Origin of the sequence: Vibrio anguillarum (assembly GCF_001989995.2) — a bacterium.
GTDB classification, from domain to species: Bacteria; Pseudomonadota; Gammaproteobacteria; order Enterobacterales; family Vibrionaceae; genus Vibrio; species Vibrio anguillarum.
In genome coordinates this window covers 54,652-76,770 of the sequence record NZ_JAHGUP010000019.1, presented here as the reverse complement: position 1 = coordinate 76,770, position 22,119 = coordinate 54,652, and the positions used below count along the sequence as shown (strand labels likewise).

At 44.8% G+C, this 22,119-nt stretch carries 22 protein-coding genes; 19 read left to right on the top strand and 3 right to left on the bottom strand.

What is annotated here, in order from left to right:
* Positions 1–152 precede the first annotated feature (152 nt).
* From ribH to pgpA, 4 genes are all read left to right on the top strand, one after another.
* A complete protein-coding gene (gene ribH / locus PL85_RS05080; RefSeq protein WP_026027639.1) occupies positions 153–623 on the top strand; it encodes a 6,7-dimethyl-8-ribityllumazine synthase in 471 nt (156 codons plus the stop codon).
* Complete coding sequence (gene nusB, locus PL85_RS05075) at positions 623–1,090, top strand: transcription antitermination factor NusB (RefSeq protein ID WP_013856197.1); 468 nt, start codon at positions 623–625, stop codon at positions 1,088–1,090. The genes ribH and nusB overlap by 1 nt, the downstream gene beginning before the upstream one ends.
* Before the next feature lie 123 nt (positions 1,091–1,213).
* Positions 1,214–2,188, top strand: coding sequence for a thiamine-phosphate kinase (gene thiL, locus PL85_RS05070; protein ID WP_174223802.1), 975 nt, complete (start codon positions 1,214–1,216; stop codon positions 2,186–2,188).
* On the top strand, positions 2,185–2,688 hold the full coding sequence (gene pgpA / locus PL85_RS05065; protein ID WP_047689286.1) for a phosphatidylglycerophosphatase A: 504 nt from the start codon (positions 2,185–2,187) through the stop codon (positions 2,686–2,688). Before thiL ends, pgpA begins: the two co-directional genes overlap by 4 nt.
* 144 nt (positions 2,689–2,832) lie before the next feature.
* Here the strand turns inward: pgpA and PL85_RS05060 are convergent, their stop codons facing one another.
* The 3 genes from PL85_RS05060 to map all read right to left on the bottom strand — a co-directional run bounded on the left by PL85_RS05060 (position 2,833) and on the right by map (position 6,929).
* Positions 2,833–3,216 carry a DUF3461 family protein gene (locus tag PL85_RS05060; protein WP_026027637.1) on the bottom strand — a complete coding sequence of 128 codons (384 nt, stop codon included), beginning with the start codon at positions 3,214–3,216 and terminating at the stop codon, positions 2,833–2,835.
* A 128-nt stretch (positions 3,217–3,344) separates the two neighbouring features.
* Complete coding sequence (gene glnD / locus PL85_RS05055; protein WP_017049712.1) at positions 3,345–5,969, bottom strand: bifunctional uridylyltransferase/uridylyl-removing protein GlnD; 2,625 nt, start codon at positions 5,967–5,969, stop codon at positions 3,345–3,347.
* 117 nt (positions 5,970–6,086) lie between these two features.
* The gene (gene map / locus PL85_RS05050; RefSeq protein ID WP_081245045.1) at positions 6,087–6,929 is read right to left on the bottom strand and encodes a type I methionyl aminopeptidase; all 843 of its coding nucleotides are present in this window, start codon (positions 6,927–6,929) and stop codon (positions 6,087–6,089) included.
* 384 nt (positions 6,930–7,313) lie between these two features.
* Here map and rpsB point away from each other — a divergent pair, with 384 nt between their 5' ends.
* The 15 genes from rpsB to rnhB all read left to right on the top strand — a co-directional run bounded on the left by rpsB (position 7,314) and on the right by rnhB (position 22,110).
* Positions 7,314–8,045: a 30S ribosomal protein S2 gene (rpsB, locus tag PL85_RS05045; RefSeq protein WP_013856204.1), complete on the top strand. Its 732-nt coding sequence runs from the start codon at positions 7,314–7,316 to the stop codon at positions 8,043–8,045.
* A 128-nt stretch (positions 8,046–8,173) separates the two neighbouring features.
* Entirely contained in the window at positions 8,174–9,019 is an 846-nt protein-coding gene (gene tsf / locus PL85_RS05040; protein WP_013856205.1) for a translation elongation factor Ts, read from the top strand.
* A gap of 152 nt (positions 9,020–9,171) precedes the next feature.
* On the top strand, positions 9,172–9,903 hold the full coding sequence (gene pyrH, locus PL85_RS05035) for a UMP kinase (protein ID WP_010320123.1): 732 nt from the start codon (positions 9,172–9,174) through the stop codon (positions 9,901–9,903).
* Positions 9,904–9,938: 35 nt separating this feature from the next.
* Complete coding sequence (gene frr / locus PL85_RS05030; RefSeq protein WP_010320122.1) at positions 9,939–10,496, top strand: ribosome recycling factor; 558 nt, start codon at positions 9,939–9,941, stop codon at positions 10,494–10,496.
* Between the two features lie 95 nt (positions 10,497–10,591).
* Positions 10,592–11,347, top strand: a complete 756-nt coding sequence (locus PL85_RS05025; protein WP_013856207.1) for an isoprenyl transferase — start codon at positions 10,592–10,594, stop codon at positions 11,345–11,347.
* Between the two features lie 13 nt (positions 11,348–11,360).
* The gene (locus PL85_RS05020) at positions 11,361–12,203 is read left to right on the top strand and encodes a phosphatidate cytidylyltransferase (RefSeq protein ID WP_088729104.1); all 843 of its coding nucleotides are present in this window, start codon (positions 11,361–11,363) and stop codon (positions 12,201–12,203) included.
* A gap of 48 nt (positions 12,204–12,251) precedes the next feature.
* Positions 12,252–13,460 (top strand): 1-deoxy-D-xylulose-5-phosphate reductoisomerase, encoded by a 1,209-nt coding sequence (gene ispC / locus PL85_RS05015; protein ID WP_115339235.1) that lies wholly within the window; start codon positions 12,252–12,254, stop codon positions 13,458–13,460.
* Positions 13,457–14,815: a sigma E protease regulator RseP gene (rseP, locus tag PL85_RS05010; protein ID WP_115339234.1), complete on the top strand. Its 1,359-nt coding sequence runs from the start codon at positions 13,457–13,459 to the stop codon at positions 14,813–14,815. Before ispC ends, rseP begins: the two co-directional genes overlap by 4 nt.
* Before the next feature lie 48 nt (positions 14,816–14,863).
* On the top strand, positions 14,864–17,296 hold the full coding sequence (gene bamA / locus PL85_RS05005; RefSeq protein WP_115339233.1) for an outer membrane protein assembly factor BamA: 2,433 nt from the start codon (positions 14,864–14,866) through the stop codon (positions 17,294–17,296).
* A gap of 15 nt (positions 17,297–17,311) precedes the next feature.
* Positions 17,312–17,821 carry an OmpH family outer membrane protein gene (locus PL85_RS05000; protein ID WP_013856212.1) on the top strand — a complete coding sequence of 170 codons (510 nt, stop codon included), beginning with the start codon at positions 17,312–17,314 and terminating at the stop codon, positions 17,819–17,821.
* 7 nt (positions 17,822–17,828) lie between these two features.
* Positions 17,829–18,860: a UDP-3-O-(3-hydroxymyristoyl)glucosamine N-acyltransferase gene (lpxD, locus tag PL85_RS04995; RefSeq protein ID WP_115339232.1), complete on the top strand. Its 1,032-nt coding sequence runs from the start codon at positions 17,829–17,831 to the stop codon at positions 18,858–18,860.
* A gap of 116 nt (positions 18,861–18,976) precedes the next feature.
* Positions 18,977–19,408 carry a 3-hydroxyacyl-ACP dehydratase FabZ gene (gene fabZ / locus PL85_RS04990; protein ID WP_026027636.1) on the top strand — a complete coding sequence of 144 codons (432 nt, stop codon included), beginning with the start codon at positions 18,977–18,979 and terminating at the stop codon, positions 19,406–19,408.
* A 1-nt stretch (position 19,409) separates the two neighbouring features.
* Positions 19,410–20,198: an acyl-ACP--UDP-N-acetylglucosamine O-acyltransferase gene (gene lpxA / locus PL85_RS04985; protein WP_010320113.1), complete on the top strand. Its 789-nt coding sequence runs from the start codon at positions 19,410–19,412 to the stop codon at positions 20,196–20,198.
* A 105-nt stretch (positions 20,199–20,303) separates the two neighbouring features.
* On the top strand, positions 20,304–21,452 hold the full coding sequence (lpxB, locus tag PL85_RS04980; RefSeq protein ID WP_013856216.1) for a lipid-A-disaccharide synthase: 1,149 nt from the start codon (positions 20,304–20,306) through the stop codon (positions 21,450–21,452).
* 46 nt (positions 21,453–21,498) lie between these two features.
* A complete protein-coding gene (gene rnhB / locus PL85_RS04975; protein ID WP_026028529.1) occupies positions 21,499–22,110 on the top strand; it encodes a ribonuclease HII in 612 nt (203 codons plus the stop codon).
* Positions 22,111–22,119: the final 9 nt, after the last annotated feature.

The window sequence follows — 22,119 nt, the reverse complement described above, 5'->3', positions numbered from 1 at the left end:
TGTGTATAAGAGACAGGCCCAACGCTTCCTTTATTATTTCGCTGATTAGCCGCTTGGTTTGCCGTCTAAGCCGAATTTCCATTAGATATTGCTCACAAAATTGTGCTAGAATCCGGCGATTCTTACTTGTGTATATAGTTAAAGGAAGGCTTATGAAAGTGATCGAGGGTGGTTTCCCCGCACCAAATGCAAAAATTGCTATCGTTATTTCTCGTTTCAACAGTTTTATTAACGAAAGCCTGCTTTCTGGTGCAATCGATACTTTAAAGCGTCACGGACAAGTTAGCGATGACAATATTACTGTTGTTCGCTGCCCTGGTGCTGTCGAATTACCTCTTACTGCTCAACGCGTAGCAAAAACAGGTAAATACGACGCTATCGTGTCTCTTGGCACTGTGATTCGTGGTGGTACGCCACACTTTGATTATGTGTGCAGTGAATGCAATAAAGGTTTGGCGCAAGTGTCTCTGGAATACAGCCTTCCAGTAGCATTTGGTGTTCTAACTGTTGATACCATCGATCAAGCCATTGAACGCGCGGGAACCAAGGCTGGTAACAAAGGTGCAGAAGCTGCACTAAGCGCGCTTGAGATGATTAACGTTCTTTCAGAAATCGATTCCTAATGGGGGCCAGTGTGAAACCAGCTGCACGTCGTAATGCACGTCAATTTGCGCTACAAGCAATTTATTCTTGGCAAATTACAAAAGAAAATGTTGCCACTATCGAAGAGCAATTCCTCTCGGGTGGTAAGTATGATGAAGAAGAGCATCATGCTGCTGAGCCAGCGTTAGCGGCTCCAGAAACCGACGTTGCATATTTCCGTGATCTACTCACGGGTGTAGTGCTAAGCCACACAGAGCTAGATAGCAAATTGCGTCCTTTCGTGTCTCGTCCAATGCAAGACTTAGACATGATGGAATTGGCGTTACTTCGTTTAGCCATGTACGAAATGACTCGTCGCGATGATGTGCCATATAAAGTGGTCATCAATGAGGCGATTGAGTTAGCAAAAGTATTTGCTGCTGAAGATAGCCATAAGTTTGTGAATGGCGTGCTTGATAAAGCCGCCCCACATGTACGCAAAAAATAATAAGTCGTTTTAAAATAAAAGGTCAGCATTCGCTGACCTTTTTTATGACGGATCTTTCTCCGCGAAAGCCCTAAGCGATGAGAAATGATGTACATAATAAAAACTCAGGGCAGGGAATTTTTTATGTTCGGTGAATTCAATTTAATCGATACCTATTTCTCTAACCGTCAGTCACAACGTAAAGATGTCTCTCTTGCTCTAGGAGATGATTGTGCATTGGTCAAAGCACCAGAAAATGTTCGGATCGCCATCAGTACCGACACCTTAGTCGCAGGCACTCATTTTTTAACCGATGCGAATCCGGCTTGGGTGGCTCATAAAGCATTGTCATCTAACATCAGTGATTTGGCTGCGATGGGGGCAACGCCTGCTTGGGTATCGCTCGCACTCACTCTACCCAGTGTCGATGAAGCATGGCTAAAACCCTTTTGTGATGCTTTTTTCGAACTTGCGAATTACTACAATATTCAGCTAATTGGTGGAGATACAACCAAAGGACCACTGAGCATTACCTTGACAGTACAAGGTTTTGTGCCACAAGAATTGGCGCTGCTGCGCAGTGGAGCCAAAGTGGGAGATTGGGTTTACGTCACTGGTGAACTCGGTGATAGCCAAGCAGGGCTCGATGTGATTCTTGACCCAAGCTTACGCCATAAACCTTTTGCCCAAGAGCTTGAAAAGCGTCACTATCTCTCAACGCCAAGAATTCTTGCTGGCCAAGCATTGCTTCATTTAGCTTCTTCTGCAATTGATATTTCCGATGGTTTGGTGTCTGATCTCAAGCATATTTTGCATCGTTCAAATGTTGGGGTGAGTTTAGATGTCGGTGCGTTGCCTATCTCGCAAGAGCTGTTGCAGTTTGTGGGCCAGAGACAAATAGCCCAGCAATATGCACTAACCAGCGGTGAAGAGTATGAGTTGTGTTTCACTGTTCCAGAGCATAACCGAGGTTCCATCGAAAGTGCGCTTGCTCATTGCGGTTGTAAGGTGAGTTGCATTGGCCAAATTCGCCCGCAGGGTATTTTTGAGCTCCAGCATCAAGGAAAAAAACTCAATTGGCAGTTAAGCGGCTATGATCATTTTAAGGTGAACGGATGACAAACCCTATCGCATTAATCTCATTAAAGAACCCTTGGCATCTTTTGGCCACGGGTTTTGGCAGTGGCCTATCGCCTATCGTGCCCGGCACAATGGGAACGCTTGCCTCAGTGCCTTTTTATTTGCTGTTAGTACAGCTACCTATCACAGTGTATTGTGCCGTGGTTGTGCTGGCTTGCTTGGTGGGCGTGAAAATTTGCCAAGTGACTTCTGACGACATGAAAGTGCATGACCACGGTTCGATTGTGTGGGATGAATTTGCCGGTTTTTGGATAACAATGCTAGTCGTGCCACTGTTTGAATTGCCCAGTTTAGATTGGAAATGGCTGGTGGCTGGATTCGTGCTGTTTCGCTTTTTCGATATGCTCAAACCGTGGCCGATCAGTTGGTTAGATAAACGAGTGCATGGTGGTTTGGGGATTATGCTCGATGATATCGTGGCAGGTGTTGTATCCGCGATTGCGCTGTATTGGGTCGGCTTTTGGGCGGGTTGGTTATAACATTGTCAGCGTTCAATATTGATTGACGGCTTAGACTTAGCAACAAAAAAGGTTCCTTTGGGAACCTTTTTTATCAGTGAAGAGTTATCTGAAACAGGGTTATTCGATGCTCTGGGTATCTAAAGTTACTTTACTGTCTTGAGACTATTTTAGCTTCTCTAAGTCAGCTTCAATTTCAGCGATTTTGCTCGTGACCACTTTTTCCAAATGGCGCAAGTCAGTCAATATTTTTTGCTTCAGATCGAGATCACTCATAGGAACCGGCTTAGTGATTTTATTTAGTTCATCAATCACCAAGGTTAAATTACGGTTGATCTCCGTCACCTCTTTGTATTGATGGCTGCCGCTATCGACCAATACATTTTTTACTTGTCGAGGGTATTTAAATTTCACGCTTTTAGCGAACAGCTCGCCTTTCTGCTTATGAAAGTAAATCTTCAACACATCTTTATGGGCTTCTTGACGAAGTGAATAGCGCTCAATCTGTTTAGGATCTTGAATGCCTAAACCGGTGAGGTAGGGATACATAGGCAACCTCTATTGTATTTTGTGACACATCAATGAACCATTTCAATGTAGCAGTCCATGCTCGCCCGAGATAGTTCATCGTGATATCAATGGTTCAAGTTGTGGACCAGATCGCTTTCCTTTTCCGTTTAATTTGGCGCGAGTTCAGAAACATTTTTAATCAGCATTTCACGTAACGTGCACTCTTCTTCTTCACTCAATTTTCCGCCTTGCGAACCGGTGAGAATAAACAAATCTTCTGCTCGTTCGCCAATGGTGGTGATTTTTGCACCATGCAGGTTAATGTTTAAGTCAGCAAATGTGGCTCCGACCGTTGCCAGCAGTCCCGGAGTATCAAGTGCGACTAATTCCATTAAGGTTCGTTTATTGCTTTTGGTGGGTAAAAAATCGACTTTAGTTTTGACTTTAAAATGTTGCAAGTTACGTGGCGTGCGGCGCAATTTCAGTTTGTTCTGCCAACCCGTTTCTAGCCCACTGAGTAGGTGTTTGATCAACGATGGGTGACACTCTTCGTCAATTGCATGGCCGTTTTGATCCAGTACCATGAAGGTATCAAGGACGTAGCCATCTTTACTCGACATGATCTGCGCATCATGAACATTGAGATTTCGACGGTCCAGTTCAGCAACCACAGTCGCAAAGAGGGCGGGTTGATCTTTAGTGTAAACAAACAATTCAGTGCCGCCACGAGTGGCTTTTTTGCTCATCAGGATCAGCGGTTGGCTTGGGTCGCTATGTTTGAGTAGGTGCTCACAATGCCAAGCGATCTGCTTGTGAGTGTGACGCAAAAAGTAATCGGCTTTAAAGCGCTGCCAAAGCACTTCAATTTCGCGTGCGCTGTAGCCTTCTTTACGAAGCAATGCGGATGCCATTTGTTGGTTGTGGCGAATGCGATCGCGCACATCTACCGGGTTTTCAAGCCCACGCCTAAGTGCCCGCTGTGTTGAGTGATATAGCTCTGCCAGCAAGGTGCGTTTCCAACTGTTCCAAAGCTCAGGGTTAGTAGCGCAGATGTCCGCGACAGTCAGGCAAACAAGATGTTCGAGATACTCTTCATCGCGCACTTTTTTGGCAAATTCGGTAATGACATCTGGGTCGTAAATGTCGCGTCTTTGCGCCGTTACCGACATCAAGAGGTGGTTTTGTACCAGCCAAGAGACTAATTTTGCTTCAGGCTTTGATAAACCGTGTTCAATACAAAAATCATAGGCTTCTACCGCACCGATTTCAGAGTGATCGCCGCCACGCCCTTTGGCAATGTCGTGAAAAATAGCGGCCAGAATCAGCATCTCCTTTTTCTGGAGACGTGGGTAGACTTCGCAACAGATGGGGTGTTTATCGTGATTTTGTGCGTAGCTAAAGGTATTGATGTGTTTGAGAAGACGAATGCTGTGTTCATCGACCGTATAAACATGGAATAGGTCGAACTGCATTTGTCCAACAATTTGGCTCCATTGGGGAAGATAAGCGGCGAGCACGCCTAATTTATGCATCAGGCTGAACGCACGATGTAGTGCGTTAGGGTGACGTACCAATGCCATGAATTTCTCACGCGCTTCGGGAATGGTGTGCAGGAATTTATTGAGCCGCCTTCTGGCTGTACGCAACTGGCGCATGGTTGTGGGTGCGACGCTTTCGATGCTGGAATCATTGGCGATATGAATAAACATATCTAAGATCGTTTCAGGGCGAGCTTGGAAAAGCGCGGGTTTACGAGCTTCTATTAAGTTGCCACGACGTTGAAAATCATCATCTAAAATTTCTGCCACGGCTTCTTCGCCGTTATTGAGTATGGCTTGATCAAACAGACGCAGGAGCATTTTGTTGAGTTCTGCAACACGACGTAGCGTACGGTAGAACTCTTTCATCATCATCTCGACTGCGCGATTCCCTTCACCCGTAAAGCCCAGATGTTCTGCCACTTGAGCTTGATGAGCAAAAATAAGCCGATTGTCATAGCGTTTTAATTCAATGTGCAGCGCAAAGCGCACGCGCCATAAAAAGTCTTGGCACTCTACTAGCTCACGATATTCAGCATCAGTTAAAAAACCAAAACGACTCATTTCAAACAGTGATGTTGCACCAAAGTGACGTCTAGCGACCCAGCTTAAAGTATGAATGTCCCTCAAGCCTCCAGGAGTCGATTTGATATCGGGTTCAAGGTTATAAGTGGTGTCATGGTAACGAGCGTGTCGGTCGCGCTGCTCTTGAATTTTGGCGCGGTAAAAGGTTTCGCTTGGCCAAAACGATTCGGAATGAATCAACATCTTGAGTTTATAAAATGTCTCTTCGCTACCACATAATAGCCGAGCTTCTTGTAAGTTTGTTGCGACGGTTAAATCTTCACGGCCAATTTCAGCGCACTGTTGCACGGTACGCACGGCATGGCCTACTTCTAAACGCAAATCCCACAGCAGGGTAATAAATTCACTAATTTTACTGCCGAGTTCAGCGGGTAAAGTATGATTGGAGACGACCAGAATATCGATATCCGAAAGAGGATGAAGTTCACCGCGGCCATAGCCTCCGACGGCCACTAAACTGATGTCTGGAACCTGCGAAAATGAATAATGTTCCCATAACCTGTAGAGCAGTTGGTCCATATATTCAGAGCGGCCTAGTACCAGGTCGTTGACCGGATGGTGGTGCAAAAATTGATGTTTCTGATACTGAGTGAACTGTTCAAGTTGTTGTTTAAGCTCGCCGATAGTGAGTTGTGTGTCAGTAAAGGTGAGGGGAGACTGAAAAGGCATAACGGCAATCCATGCTAGTGATATGTCACAACGTAGACTGACTGTATCAAATCACTGCAGATAAAAAAATATCCCTGCAAGAGGGATATTAATTGATAAGGTTTTGGTTCGATGTAATTAGGCGTTATGCATCAGACGTGGAATGGTTTCTTCTTCACGCAGCGTCAGCACTTCACAGCCAGTGGCGGTAACCAAAATGGTGTGTTCCCACTGCGCTGAGTTTTTGCCATCGGCGGTGTAAACCGTCCAATTGTCTTCATCATCAAGGCGGCAACCAAATTTACCCGCATTAATCATTGGCTCGATAGTGAAAATCATCCCTTCACGCAGTACGGTTCTGTCGCTGTTTTTATAGTGAACCACTTGTGGTTCTTCATGAAATTGAGCGCCAATACCGTGGCCGCAATAATCTTTCACAATCGAAAATTTAAGGCGTGGGTTATTTTTATTATTGGTTTTAATGTGTTTTTCGATCGCAGTACCAATCTCACCCAATTGAACTCCGGGTTTGACCTTCTTCATGCCGATATAAAGACACTCTTGCGCAACAAGACATAGGCGCTTATCTGCTGGCGACACTTCACCGACAAAGAACATCTTTGAGGTATCACCGTGGTAGCCATCTTTAATGACTGTGATATCAATGTTCAGAATATCACCCTCTTTCAGTACCGCTGGACGCTGTAATTGCCCATACTGCGTATCTTGAGTTGCCGGAATACCGTGACAAACAATGTGATTGATAGAGGTACAGATCGATTTAGGAAAACCGTGGTAATTCAATGGTGCTGGAATAGCTTGCTGTACTTCAGTGATGTACTTGTGGCAGATCTGGTCAAGTTCTTCAGTGGTGATGCCCACTTTTACATGCGGTTCAATCATCTCAAGGACATCGGCAGCCAGTTTACCCGCGACGCGCATTTTGGCTATTTCTTCAGCAGTTTTGATTTTTACAGACATCGGCTTTCTCTATGCGTTAATTCTTGAGCACTTAACTGTGCGAATGGGCGTTATTCTAGCAGTGCATGGATGAATCGCAAGGGATCCCTGTCGGTAAGTAAGAATTGTTTGCATAACTACAGCTTACCTAGGCCATGATGTGTCGTATTTTTTTCTAGCCAGAGAAGGGCTAAATATGGTATAAAGCGCGCCGGAATCGAAGTGCGTTTTCTTCTGAAATGACGAAGCCCACCTTCCTTTCTAAACACATTATCTTTAAATCACACACATTCCGACACGTGTTCCGGGGTGCTCCAACAATAAAACTATCGGCAACAACCGAATAGATGTTAGGGGTCGGATACATGGGGAATGTGGAGGCCTAACCCCATAGAGGATTTTTAAATGGCAACTGTATCAATGCGCGACATGCTAAAAGCTGGTGTTCACTTCGGTCACCAGACTCGTTACTGGAACCCAAAAATGAAGCCATTCATTTTTGGTGCTCGTAGCCGTGTTCACATCATCAACTTAGAAAAAACTGTTCCTATGTTCAACGAAGCTCTAGCTGAGCTACAAAAAGTTGGCGAGAAAAAAGGTAAAGTTCTTTTCGTTGGTACTAAACGCGCAGCATCTGAAGCTGTTAAAGAAGCGGCTATCGCAAGCAACCAATTCTACGTTAACAACCGCTGGTTGGGCGGCATGCTAACTAACTGGAAAACTGTTCGTCAGTCAATCAAGCGTCTAAAAGAGCTTGAAATTCAAGCAACAGATGGCACTTTTGATAAGCTAACTAAGAAAGAAGCTCTAATGCGTACTCGTGAAATGGAGAAGCTAGAGAAATCTCTTGGTGGTATCAAAGATATGGGCGGTCTACCTGACGCACTATTCGTTATCGATGCAGATCACGAGCACATTGCAGTTAAAGAAGCAAACAACCTAGGTATCCCAGTTTACGCTGTTGTTGATACTAACTCTAACCCAGATGGCGTTGACTACATTATCCCTGGTAACGACGACGCAATCCGTGCAATCCAGCTTTACCTAAATGCTGTTGCAGAAACGGTTAACGAAGGTCGTAACAAAGATGCAGCTGCACTTGCTGCTGCAAAAGACGGTTTCGTAGAAGCAGAATAATAGCGGCTCTGAGTCACACTTGATTATATGTGTCACACGATTGATGCATTGAACAAGTTATAGTTAGCATCAGGGGCCAAACAATCGGCCCCTGATTTTTACCACCAGAATCAACTGAGGAATAGAGAATGGCAACTGTAACTGCTGCTCTAGTAAAAGAACTGCGCGAGCGTACTGGCGCAGGTATGATGGAATGTAAAAAAGCGCTTGTAGAAGCAAACGCTGACATCGAACTAGCAATTGAAAACATGCGCAAAAGCGGCGCAGCTAAAGCAGCGAAAAAAGCAGGTAACATCGCAGCTGAAGGTACTATCCTAATTAAAGAAGCTGATGGTTTTGCAGCACTTCTAGAAGTGAACTGCCAAACTGACTTCGTAGCAAAAGATTCAAGCTTCCTAGCGTTCGCTAACGAAGTTCTAGCGGTTGCACTTGCTGAGCGTCTAGATATCGCAGCACTTCAAGCTAAATTTGAAGAAGCACGTATTGCTCTTGTTGCTAAAATTGGTGAAAACATCACTATCCGTCGCGTTCATTACATCGAAGGCGCTAAAGTAGGTTCATACCGCCATGGCGACCGTATCGGTGTTGTGGTTGCTGGTGAAGCGGATGAAGAGACCATCAAACACGTAGCAATGCACGTTGCTGCTGCAAAACCTGAGTACGTGAACCCTGAAGATGTACCAGCAGAAGTTGTGGCTAAAGAGCGTGAAATCCAAATCGAAATCGCAATGCAATCTGGTAAGCCAGCAGCAATTGCTGAGAAAATGGTTGAAGGCCGCATGACTAAGTTCACAGGTGAAGTATCACTTACTGGTCAAGCGTTCATCATGGATCCTTCTCAAACTGTTGGCGCAATGCTGAAAGCTAAAGGCGCAACCGTTACTAACTTCGTACGTCTAGAAGTTGGTGAAGGTATTGAGAAAGCTCAAGAACTTAGCTTCGCTGAAGAAGTTGCAATGGTTCAAAAAGGTTAATCCTAGCGATTTTGCCTAAAAAGAGACCGTAGCCAAGGCTGCGGTCTTTTTACGAATGGCATATTGAGACTAATTGTGATGATTTAGAATTCAGTATTCAGTTTTAAATCATGACTGTTAATTAACAACTCTCTATTTGGAAGGTAAGCTCCATGACTACGAACCCTAAACCAGCCTATCAACGTATCCTGTTAAAACTTAGCGGTGAAGCGCTACAAGGCGAAGAAGGTTTTGGTATTGATCCTGCGGTGTTAGATCGCATGGCACAGGAAGTAAAAGAACTGGTTGAACTGGGTGTTCAAGTGGGTGTTGTCATCGGCGGCGGTAACTTATTCCGTGGCGCAGGTCTTGCTGAAGCGGGCATGAACCGTGTTGTGGGCGACCACATGGGAATGCTGGCAACCGTAATGAATGGTTTGGCAATGCGTGATGCTTTGCACCGTGCTTATGTGAATGCGCGCGTGATGTCTGCCATTCCTCTTAAAGGTGTGTGTGACGATTACAATTGGGCCGATGCTATCAGCCAACTACGTCAAGGCCGTGTTGTGATCTTCTCAGCGGGTACTGGTAACCCATTCTTCACAACTGATTCTGCTGCCTGTTTGCGCGGTATTGAAATTGAAGCGGATGTGGTTCTAAAAGCGACAAAAGTAGATGGCGTATTTAGTGCAGACCCAGTGGCAAACCCAGACGCAGAACTGTATGATAAGCTGTCTTATACAACCGTGCTTGAAAAAGAGCTAAAAGTGATGGACTTGGCCGCGTTTACGCTAGCGCGTGACCATAAAATGCCAATCCGCGTATTTAATATGAACAAACCGGGCGCACTACGTCGCGTGGTAATGGGTGAAGCGGAAGGTACACTAATTAGCACCGCTGACTAATCACTCCAAAACAAAAAAACAAGTAGGTGATATTTGTGATTAACGAAATCAAGAAAGACGCTCAAGAGCGTATGGATAAGAGCGTAGATGCCCTGAAAAACAACCTTTCTAAGGTACGTACTGGTCGCGCTCACCCAAGTTTACTCTCCGGCATTTCTGTCGATTACTATGGTGCTTCGACACCGCTGAATCAAATCGCTAACGTTGTAGCTGAAGATGCACGTACTCTCGCGATCACTGTTTTTGATAAAGAGTTGACGCCAAAAGTTGAAAAAGCGATTTTGATGTCTGATTTGGGTCTAAACCCAATGTCTGCAGGTACGGTTATTCGTGTACCACTGCCACCACTGACCGAAGAACGTCGTCGTAATTTGGTGAAAATTGTTCGTGGTGAAGCCGAAGGTGGTCGCGTTGCGGTTCGCAACATTCGTCGTGATGCCAATGGCGACTTAAAAGCTCTACTGAAAGATAAAGAAATCTCTGAAGACGAAGATCATAAAGCGCAAGAAGAGATTCAAAAACTTACCGATGTAGCGATTAAGAGAATTGATGAAGTTCTTGCTGCAAAAGAAAAAGAGTTAATGGAAGTTTAATTCGCTCTTTTTAGCCTTTCTAAAACGCTGTGCTCACAGTGCAGCGTTTTTTTATGCTATTTTGCCCTATCAGTTTGGTAATCAATTAATTTCTTATGCAAAACTCATCCCTCTCATCTGATGTATTACCCCAACACATCGCAATCATTATGGACGGAAATGGCCGTTGGGCTAAAGCACAAGGTAAACCTCGTGTATTTGGTCATAAGAATGGTGTAGCAGCGGTCCGAAGAACGATTTCTACTGCAGCGAAATTGGGTATTAAAGCCGTTACTTTGTTTGCCTTTAGCAGTGAAAATTGGCGGCGTCCGGAAGCTGAAGTAGGCGTGTTGATGGAGTTATTTATTACTGTGCTATCCACAGAAGTAAAAAAGCTGCATAAGAACAATCTGCGTCTTAGAGTCATTGGTGATAAAACACGTTTTAGCTCACGCTTACAAACAAAAATCGCTCAGGCAGAAGAGTTAACCTCATCAAACAGTGGCATGGTCGTTAATATCGCCGCAAACTATGGCGGAAAATGGGATATCACAGAAGCAATGCGCTCTATCGCGGTCAAAGTGGCGAGCGGTGAGCTTTCTCCTGATCAGATTGACGAGACGCTGATTACACAGTCGCTAACGATGTCTGATATTCCTGAAGTGGATTTGCTCATTCGTACCAGCGGTGAATGTCGTATTAGTAATTTTATGTTGTGGCAATTGGCCTATGCAGAGATGTACTTTACGCCGATTTACTGGCCTGAGTTTGGTGAAGAAAGTTTAATTGAAGCAGTGACTTGGTTTGTTAACCGTGAACGCCGTTTTGGCTGCACAGGGGAACAGGTTAAGGCATTGATGGAACAGAAATAAAGGATCCATTAGTTTGAAGCAACGAATTATCACGGCGCTCATATTAGCTCCACTGGTGATGCTGGGCATTTTTGAACTGCCACTCCCCCTATTTATGGCCGTTTTGGCCCTTGTGGCGTTCGTCGGTGTATGGGAATGGACGCAGTTTATCGATTCGACATCTAGGTATCTGGCGCTGTTACCTGCCATTATCATTGGTGGAGCAAGTTACCTACTGATTTCCCCTGATGCCGTTAGCCTAGCCAACATGAACTCGAATCACTATGTGATATTAAGTGTTGGGGTGGCTTGGTGGCTGTTTTCTAGCTTTTTAGCTATTACCTATCCTAAATCCCGTCCATGGTGGGAAAAATCCAATCTACTTAGGCACCTTTTTGGTGTGCTTACGCTACTTCCTTTTTTCTGGAGCGTACTTTTTTTACGCGCAGAAGCCTTTTTGAGTGAGCCATACCACGGTGCTAAGTTGGTGCTATTTGTCTGCTTAATTGTTTGGGCTGCAGACAGTGGTGCTTATTTTGCGGGCAAAAGTTTTGGTAAGCACAAAATGGCGCCAGCAGTCAGTCCAAATAAAACCATTGAAGGGTTGATTGGTGGCATTATTACGGCATTGATTGTGGCGTGGTTTACTGCTGATTGGTTTGATATCCGGTTTACAAACACGCTGTCGATGGTCGGTATTACATTAGCGACTGTGATTATCTCTGTGCTCGGTGATCTGGTCGAAAGTATGTTTAAGCGCGTTTCAGGAATTAAAGACAGCAGTAATATTATTCCTGGGCATGGCGGCGTTTTGGATCGTATCGATAGCCTGACGGCTGCATTTCCTGTTTTTGCTCTACTGTATTTCATTTTCTAATGCTTGGGTTAAGCTGTCTTACCCCAATCTTAATTCACGGTTGTTGCTATGCGTAAGTTAACGATTCTCGGGGCCACAGGTTCAATTGGGGCAAGCACATTAAAAGTCGTGGCTCAAAATCCCGAACACTTTTCCGTTGTGGCTTTAGCCGCGGGAAATAATGTCAATAAAATGCGTGAGCTATGCCAGCGTTGGCAGCCAGTTTATGCGGTAATGGCAAACCAAAAGGCGGCGGATGAGCTTTTAGCTCAATTGCAGTCATTGAACTTAAAAACAACCGTATTATTTGGTGAAGACGCCATGTGCCACGTCGCCGCATTAGATGAGGTGGATACGGTGATGGCGGCGATTGTTGGTGCAGCAGGTTTGTTACCAACCATGGCCGCGGTAAAGGCGGGCAAGCGTGTTTTGCTGGCAAACAAAGAAGCCTTGGTGATGTCTGGCCAATTGTTTATTGATGCGGTCGAAAAATACGGTGCTGAATTGCTCCCTGTCGATAGCGAACATAACGCGATTTTTCAATGCTTACCCCCTGAAATACAAGGCTCTTTGGGTCGCTGTGATTTACAAGAACATGGTGTGCAACATATTCTGCTCACGGGTTCTGGCGGCCCTTTTCGCTATAGTGATTTATCCTCGTTAGCTGATGTTTCACCACAGCAAGCGATTGCTCATCCTAACTGGTCGATGGGGCCGAAAATTTCGGTTGATTCCGCTACCATGATGAACAAAGGTTTGGAATATATTGAAGCTAAGTGGTTGTTTAATGCATCGAAACAGCAATTAAAAGTGTTAATCCACCCACAATCGGTGATCCACTCTATGGTGCAGTACCGCGATGGTTCGGTGCTTGCGCAAATGGGGGAACCCGATATGTCCACGCCAATTGCTTTAACTCTCTCTTATCCAGAACGCATTACTGCGGGTGTTCCGGCACTGGATTTTACCAAATTAAGTAATTTGAGTTTTATGGATGTGGACTACGAGCGTTATCCTTGTTTGGGATTGGCGATTGATGCTTGCTATCAAGGGCAACATGCCACCACCTCTTTAAATGCAGCCAACGAAATAGCCGTTGAAGCTTTTTTAAATAAGCAAATTCGTTTTACCGATATCGCACAAGTTAATGAACGTGTATTGTCAAAAGTGTGTGCAGCACATACTCAGTTACATTGCTATGACTTGGAAAGCTTGTTAGAGCTCGATAGAATGGCGCGCACTATTGCCCAGCAAATCATACAAGAGCATTTATTATGAGTGGTATTTTGTGGAATTTCGTCTCTTTCATCATTGCGTTAGGTATATTGGTTGCTGTGCATGAATTTGGTCATTTTTGGGTAGCACGTCGCTGCGGAATTAAAGTCGAAAAATTTTCCATTGGCTTTGGTAAATCACTTTGGAGCCGAGTAGCCAAAGATGGCACCGAGTACAACCTCTCAATGATTCCTCTCGGCGGCTACGTTAAAATGCTCGATAGCCGTGTTGATGATGTTCCAGCTGAATTAAAACCCTTAGCTTTTGACCAAAAACCATTGTGGAAACGTGTCGCTGTCGTGAGTGCTGGGCCTGCTTTTAACTTTTTCTTCGCCATTTTTGCCTATTGGCTCGTGTTCTTAATTGGCGTCCCAGCGGTAAAGCCTGTGATTGGCGAAATTGCCCCGCAATCGATCGCCGCTCAAGCGGGTTTAGAGTCAGGAATGCAGATCAAAGCAGTCTCAGGAGTGAATACCTTAGATTGGGAATCGGTCAATATGGGGCTGATTAGCCATATTGGTGATGAACAATTAACGCTCACCGTCGGAACCAATAATGAAATTGGTGTGGATGAAATCAAAACATTAGATATCCGCTCTTGGAACTTTAACCCAGAAACAGAGTCTGCTATGGGAGCGTTGGGTTTTAAACCATTTGTCCCTGAAATATCGCTGACGCTAACCAATGTTTCTCAAGGCAGCGCCGGAGAGAAGGCCGGGTTAGAAGTTGGCGACACCTTGATCGAAGCCAACGGTGCGAAGATAAACCACTGGCAGCAAGTTGTGGAGTTGATACAAAGCCATCCCAATCAGCCAGTTTCATTGGTTGTTGTGCGTGATGAACAACGCTTGACTATCGAGCTTACGCCTGACGTTCGTGAGTTACCGCAAGGCAAAACGATAGGTTTTGCGGGAATCGCTCCTAAAGTCGCAGAATGGCCGGAAAGTTATCGATTTGAGCTGCAATATGGTGTATTTGAATCAGTCGGAAAAGCGGTTGAAAAAACACAGCAAGTGATCAACTTAACCGTCAGCATGTTGAAAAAACTGGTGGTCGGTGATGTGGGGTTGAATAATCTGAGTGGGCCGATTTCGATTGCCAAAGGAGCAGGAACTACCGCTGACTATGGTTTGGTCTATTTCTTGGGTTTTCTGGCTCTGATTAGTGTCAACTTAGGCATTATCAATCTAGTACCACTGCCAATGTTAGATGGCGGACACTTACTGTTTTTTGCAATTGAAGCCGTTATTCGTCGTCCTGTCCCAGAGAAGATTCAAGAAATGGGATACCGAATTGGTGGGGCGATCATCTTTTCTTTGATGGCTGTGGCAATATTTAATGATTTTAGTCGCCTGTGATTTGTAACCATTAGGCAGAAGTTGTAGCAAGGAATAACAAGAATAAATATGGCAATGAAACAGATCCTTTTCGCGACACTATTGGCAACCAGCCTCTCAGCACATAGTGCCGAGAATTTCGTAGTGCAGGATATTCAAATTGAAGGGCTTCAACGCGTTGCGCTCGGCGCCGCATTGCTTAAAATGCCCGTTCGAATTGGCGATACCGTTGATGCACAAGATGTCGCGGATATTATCAAAGCACTTTACACTTCGGGCAACTTTGAAGACATCAAAGTATTACGAGACAACAACGTTCTGATCGTTCAGGTTAAAGAACGTCCAACCATTGCAAGTGTTTCCTTCTCTGGAAATAAAGCGATCAAAGAAGAGCAGTTGCAGCAGAATCTTGATGCATCCAATATCCGCATCGGTGAGGCGCTTGATCGTACGACCTTGAGCAACATTGAAAAGGGGTTGGAAGATTTTTACTACAGCGTGGGTAAGTACAACGCGACCGTAAAAGCGGTGGTGACACCTTTACCTCGCAACCGTGCTGACCTTAAATTTGTGTTCAGTGAAGGGGTTTCTGCGAAAATCCAGCAAATCAACTTTATTGGCAATGAAGTGTTTAGTGACCAAGATTTACTGTCACGCTTCAATTTGAATGTCGATGTGGCGTGGTGGAATTTCCTCTCTGATGATAAATACCAAAAGCAGGTCTTAGCCGCTGATATTGAAGCTTTGCGCTCTTTCTACCTCGACCGTGGCTACTTAAAGTTTCAAGTCGATTCCACACAAGTTGCTATTTCTCCTGATAAAAAAGGCGTTTATATCACTTTAGGCATTAGCGAAGGTCAGCCTTATAAAATCAAAGACGTTAAATTCCGCGGAGAGCTGATTGGCAAAGAGGCTGAATTTACCGCTTTGATCCCGTTTGAAGCCGAGGAAACCTATAACGGCTCACTGGTGACCAAGCTTGAAGAAGATGTAAAACGAGTATTGGGTGAAGCTGGCTATGCTTATCCTCAAGTTCGAACCATCCCAGAATTTAATGATGAAACGCAAGAAGTTTCCTTGGTTGTTCATGTGGAAGCGGGTAAGCGTATCTATGTCCGTGATATTCGCTTTGTCGGTAATAACTCAACCAAAGATGAAGTTTTGCGCCGCGAAATGCGTCAAATGGAAGGCAGTTGGCTGAGCTCTAAAGCGATTGATACGGGTAAGAGCCGTTTGAACCGTCTTGGCTTCTTTGAAACAGTGGATGTGCAAACCGTACGTGTACCTGGTAGTGAAGACCAAGTCGATCTGGTGTACAACGTGAAAGAGGCCAACTCAGGTAGTGTTAACTTTGGTGTCGGTTATGGTACAGAATCAGGCGTGAGTTTTCAGGTTGGTTTACAACAAGACAACTTCATTGGTTCAGGTAATCGAGTTGGCATCAATGCCATGATGAACGACTATCAAAAGAACATCAGTTTAGATTACCGTGATCCCTATTGGAACCTTGATGGTGTCAGTTTGGGTGGTAAGATTTTCTATAAACAGTTTGAGGCTTCTGAAGCTGGTATTGTTGATTATACCAATGAAAGTTACGGCACAAGTTTAACGTGGGGTTTCCCATTTGACGAATTAAACCGTTTTGACCTCGGTATCGGTTATACGCACAACAAGATCGGTAATATCGATGAGTATGTGCAAGTTAGTCAATTCTTACAGTCTCAAGCGAGTAACCGTAGCGATGATGGCAGTTTGATCACCAATGACTTTGACATCAATATTTCATGGACGCGCAATAATTTAAACCGTGGTGTATTCCCAACCGCGGGGAATCATCAACGTGCTTTTTACAAGATGACAGTGCCAGGTTCAGACGTAAAGTATTTCAAAGCGCAGTACGATGTCCGCCAGTATTTCCCATTAACTAAAAAACATGAGTTTTCACTCTTGCTAAGAGGACGCTTAGGATACGGTAACGGTTATGGAAAAACGGATGGTAACGATAACTTGTTCCCATTTTATGAAAACTATTATTCTGGTGGCTTTACCACGTTACGTGGTTTTGGCTCTAACTCGGCAGGACCGAAAGCGATTTATAACGATGCGACGGGTTGTAATGGTAATAATGGTGGCAACAACCGTTGCTATAGCGCAACAGATGACTCAGTTGGTGGTAACGCGGTTGCGCTAGCCAGTGTTGAGTTAATTGTCCCGACGCCATTTGCTTCCGATGAAGCGCGCAGCCAAATTCGTACCAGTATCTTTGTGGACATGGCGAGTGTCTGGGATACAGAGTTTGATTACCAAGATGTCAAACTCGGATATGGTGATCAGTACTATTACGATTATTCAGATCCAATGAATTATCGTGCTTCTTATGGTGCGGCACTGCAGTGGATGTCACCTATGGGGCCATTGGTATTTTCAATTGCCAAACCTATTAAAATTTATGAAGGTGATAATGAAGAGTTCTTCACTTTCACGATCGGCAGAACATTCTAATTAGAGGAAAGTATTTTGAAAAAAGCGATTCAAGCGGCAGGATTGGGCCTAGTTGTACTGAGTTCATCATTTTTTGCGCAAGCCGCTGAGGCGGCGCAGAAAGTAGGTTACATTAATACCGCGCAAGTATTCCAAGCATTACCTCAACGAGAAGTTGTGCTGCAAAAATTACAAGAAGAGTTTAAAGATAAAGGGGCAGAGCTACAGTCAATTCAAGCTGAAGCAAAAACCAAAATTGAAAAACTTAAACGTGATGGCGAACTGCTAGGTCAAGATGAGATCGAGAAGCTGCGTATTGAAATTGGTCAATTAGACAGTAAGTACAAAATCAAAGCGCAAGCGTTAGAGCAAGCTTCAGCGCGTCGTGAGAGTGAAGAGAAGCAAAAACTCTTCATGGTGATTCAAGACGCAGTGAAGAAAGTTGCGGAAAAAGAAGGTTATGACATCGTTGTTGACGTGCAAGCTATGCAATATGGTAAGCCGGACTACAACCTATCAGAGAAAGTAATTAAACAACTAAAATAATATTATTATGGCAAAACTGACTTTAGCCGAATTGGCAACCATCACCGAGGGAGAGCTATTTGGTGATGGCTCTGCGACAGTTTCCGCTGTTGCACCTATGGATAAGGCGCAGGAAGGTTACGTAACTTTCCTCTCTAATCCCAAATATACCAAACACCTTGGTCAATGCCGCGCAACGGTGATTATGGTCAAGGCTAGTGAACGTGAATTGTGTACAACCAATGTATTGGTCGTCGCTGATCCATACGTTGCTTTTGCAAAGGTGGCGCAAGCGCTGGACACTACACCGCGACCTGCGAGTGATATCAGCTCTTCTGCGGTTGTGGCACCGGATGCCCAGCTAGGGCAGAACGTTTCTATTGGTGCAAACGCGGTCATTGAGACGGGCGTACAACTGGGCGATAACGTCTCCATTGGTGCTGGCTGTTTCATCGGTAAAAACGCCAAAATTGGCGCTAACACCCAGTTGTGGGCAAATGTCAGCGTTTACCACGAAGTGGAAATTGGCTCGGCGTGCCTTATTCAGTCAGGTGCCGTGATTGGTTCTGATGGTTTTGGCTATGCCAATGAGAAAGGTGAGTGGATTAAAATTCCGCAAATTGGCACAGTCCGGATCGGTAATCGAGTTGAAATCGGTGCCTGCACGACAATTGATCGTGGCGCATTAGATGACACGATTATTGAAGATAACGTCATTCTCGATAACCAATTACAGATTGCACATAACGTCTGTATTGGCTATGGCACTGCAATTGCTGGCGGTACCATCATTGCTGGCAGCACCCACATAGGTAAATATTGCATTATTGGTGGCGGTGCGGTGATCAATGGCCATATCGAGATTGTCGATGGGGTCACTATTACTGGCATGGGGATGGTGATGCGTAGCATCACCGAGAAAGGCATGTTCTCTTCTGGTATTCCGTTGCAACCGAACAAAGAATGGCGTAAAACTGCCGCTCGCGTTCACCGTATCGAAGATATGCACAAGCGACTTAAAGCACTTGAAAAGTACTTAGAGCAGGAAGCGGAATCCTAATTCTACTTTTTCCCGATTAGGCTCGCCAATTGCGAGTCTTTTTCGTCTATAATGCCAAATAATTTTTGAAAGTTTTACTGTATAGGAATATGACTTTGACGACTGAAACGAAAACGATGCACATCACTGAAATTCAGAGGCTGCTTCCTCACCGTTACCCATTTCTGTTGATTGACCGTGTAATTGACTTTGAAGAAGGCAAATACCTTGTTGGCTTGAAAAATGTGTCAGTTAATGAACCTCAGTTCACTGGTCATTTTCCGCAGTTACCTATTTTTCCAGGTGTGCTGATTTTAGAAGCAATGGCACAAGCAACGGGCCTACTAGCATTCAAAACCTTTGGGGCACCGAAAGATAACGAATTGTATTACTTTGCTAGTATTGATAATGCGAAGTTTCGTAAACCTGTAGGCCCTGGCGACCAACTGATCATCGAAGTTCAGTTCATTAAAGAGCGTCGTGGTATTGCGTTGTTTAATGGCGTAGCGAAAGTTGATGGTGAAGTTGTGTGTTCAGCTGAAATGAAATGTGCTCGTAGAGAGTTTTAATATGATTCATGAAACTGCACAAATCCACCCAAGTGCGGTGGTTGAAGATGGCGCTATCATCGGAGCTAACGTCACGGTTGGTCCATTTACTTACATCACCTCTGGGGTAAGCATTGGCCAAGGTACGGAAGTGATGTCGCATGTGGTCATCAAAGGAAACACCGTCATTGGTGAAGAGAACCGTATTTTCCCTCACGCCGTCATTGGCGAAGAGAACCAAGATAAGAAGTATGGTGGTGAAGATACGCGAGTTGTCATTGGTGATCGCAATGTTATTCGTGAAGCGGTGCAAATTCACCGTGGTACTATGCAAGATAAAACACAAACAGTTGTTGGCAACGACAACCTATTGTGTGTGAATGCCCATATTGCGCACGATGTGATTGTTGGTAATCATACGCATATTGGTAACAACGCAATTCTTGGCGGCCATGTGACGGTCGGTGACTATGCTGGTGTTATGGCGTTGTCGGCGATTCATCCTTTCTGTAGCGTTGGTGCTTATGCCTATATCGGTGGTTGTTCTGCTGTGGTGCAAGATGTCCCTGCTTACGTGTTAGCACAAGGTAACCATGCTTCACCATTTGGCCTTAACCTTGTTGGTTTGAAGCGAAATGGTTTTGAAAAAGCCGAAATTCGCGCGCTACAAAAAGCGTATAAAGAAATTTACCGATCAGGTAAAACGCAAGCAGAAGTCTTACCTATATTGGTTGAGATGGCGAAAGAGTACCCATCGATTCAGCGTTTTACTGATTTACTAGAAAAAACTGAGCGTGGCATTATTCGTTAGTTCACCACTGAGTTTCTATTAATATCCGAAGATCGCTACTTTTTTAGCGATCTTTTGTCTTTTTGACGCCGCATAACGGCTGAGCGGATTCTGTTAGGAAATGATATGCACTCACATGAAAATCCCCTAAGAATCGGTATTGTTGCCGGAGAGCTTTCTGGCGATACATTAGGAGAAGGCTTCATTCAAGCCATCAAGCAGCAATACCCCAATGCACAATTTGTCGGTATTGGTGGCCCTAAGATGATTGCTCAAGGTTGTGAATCTTTATTTGATATGGAAGAGCTAGCCGTGATGGGTCTGGTTGAGGTGCTTGGCCGCTTACCGCGTTTACTGAAAGTTAAAGCGCAGTTGGTGAAGTATTTTAAAGCCAATCCGCCGGATGTGTTTGTTGGTATTGATGCACCAGATTTTAATTTACGACTAGAGCTTGATCTCAAAAAAGCGGGCATCAAAACCGTCCACTATGTGAGCCCATCTGTATGGGCATGGCGTCCCAAACGTATTTTTAAAATCGATGCGGCGACCGATCTAGTGTTGGCATTTCTTCCGTTTGAAAAAGCGTTTTACGACAAGTATCAGGTTGCGTGCGAATTTGTCGGCCATACACTGGCCGATGCCATTCCACTGCAACCCGATAAAATTGCCGCTCGTGAACTGTTGAAATTAGAGACAGATAAACAGTGGCTGGCTGTGCTACCCGGTAGCCGAGGGGGAGAAGTCGGTTTAATTGCCAAGCCATTTATTGAAACATGTCGACAAATCAAACAGAAATACCCTGATATTGGTTTTGTGGTAGCCGCCGTCAATCCTAAACGTAAACAGCAGTTTGAAACCATTTGGCAGGAGATCGCCCCAGAGCTTGATTTTGTTATTATTGAAGACACCGCGCGCAATGTCATCACGGCTGCAGATGCTGTGCTGCTTGCCTCTGGCACAGTCGCACTGGAATGCATGTTGCTCAAACGGCCGATGGTGGTGGGATACAAAGTGAACTGGCTCACCGGATGGTTGGTTCAGAAGCTTGCGATAACCGAATTTGTTTCACTGCCCAATATTTTAGCCGGAGAAGAACTGGTTCCTGAGTTCATTCTTGATGAATGCGACCCACAACATCTGTTTCCTGCGGTCGATAGCATGCTCAGCCGTGATAATTCCTCTTTAATTGAACGTTTTACTGAAATGCATCACTGGATCCGCAAAGGCGCCGATCAACAAGCCGCCAAGGCGGTTTTAAGCTTGATTAACCGTTAACGATTAAAAAGAGCGATTGAAAAATAACGAGAGGAAAATAGACAAGATGGCAGAACAAACACTGACTCCTTTTGAATACCCTAAGGGCTATGTTTTGATTGCAGGAGTGGATGAAGTTGGCCGAGGTCCATTAGTGGGCGACGTAGTGACTGCCGCAGTAATCTTGGATCCGAATAATCCGATTAAAGGTTTAGCCGACTCGAAAAAGTTATCAGAAAAAAAACGCCTAGCGCTTTTTCCTGAAATTCAACAAAAGGCGCTCGCTTGGTCTGTTGGCCGCTGTTCACCAGCTGAAATTGATGAGCTTAATATTCTTCAAGCGACTATGGTGGCGATGCAACGCGCGATTGCAGGTCTAGCGATTCAACCTGATTTGGCTTTAATTGATGGCAACCGTGTCCCACAATTACCGATGCATGGTATCGCAGTCGTCAAGGGTGATATGCGTGTGGCGCAAATCAGCGCCGCCTCAATCATTGCCAAAGTGGTACGCGATAAAGAGATGGAAGCGCTCGATAAATTGTACCCACAATTTGGCTTTGCTCAACATAAGGGCTATCCAACTAAAGCGCATTTTGCCGCGATCGAACAGCATGGCGTCATCGCAGAGCACCGTAAAAGCTTTAAGCCAGTGAAACGCGTGCTTGGAATTGACTAATTGCGGGTG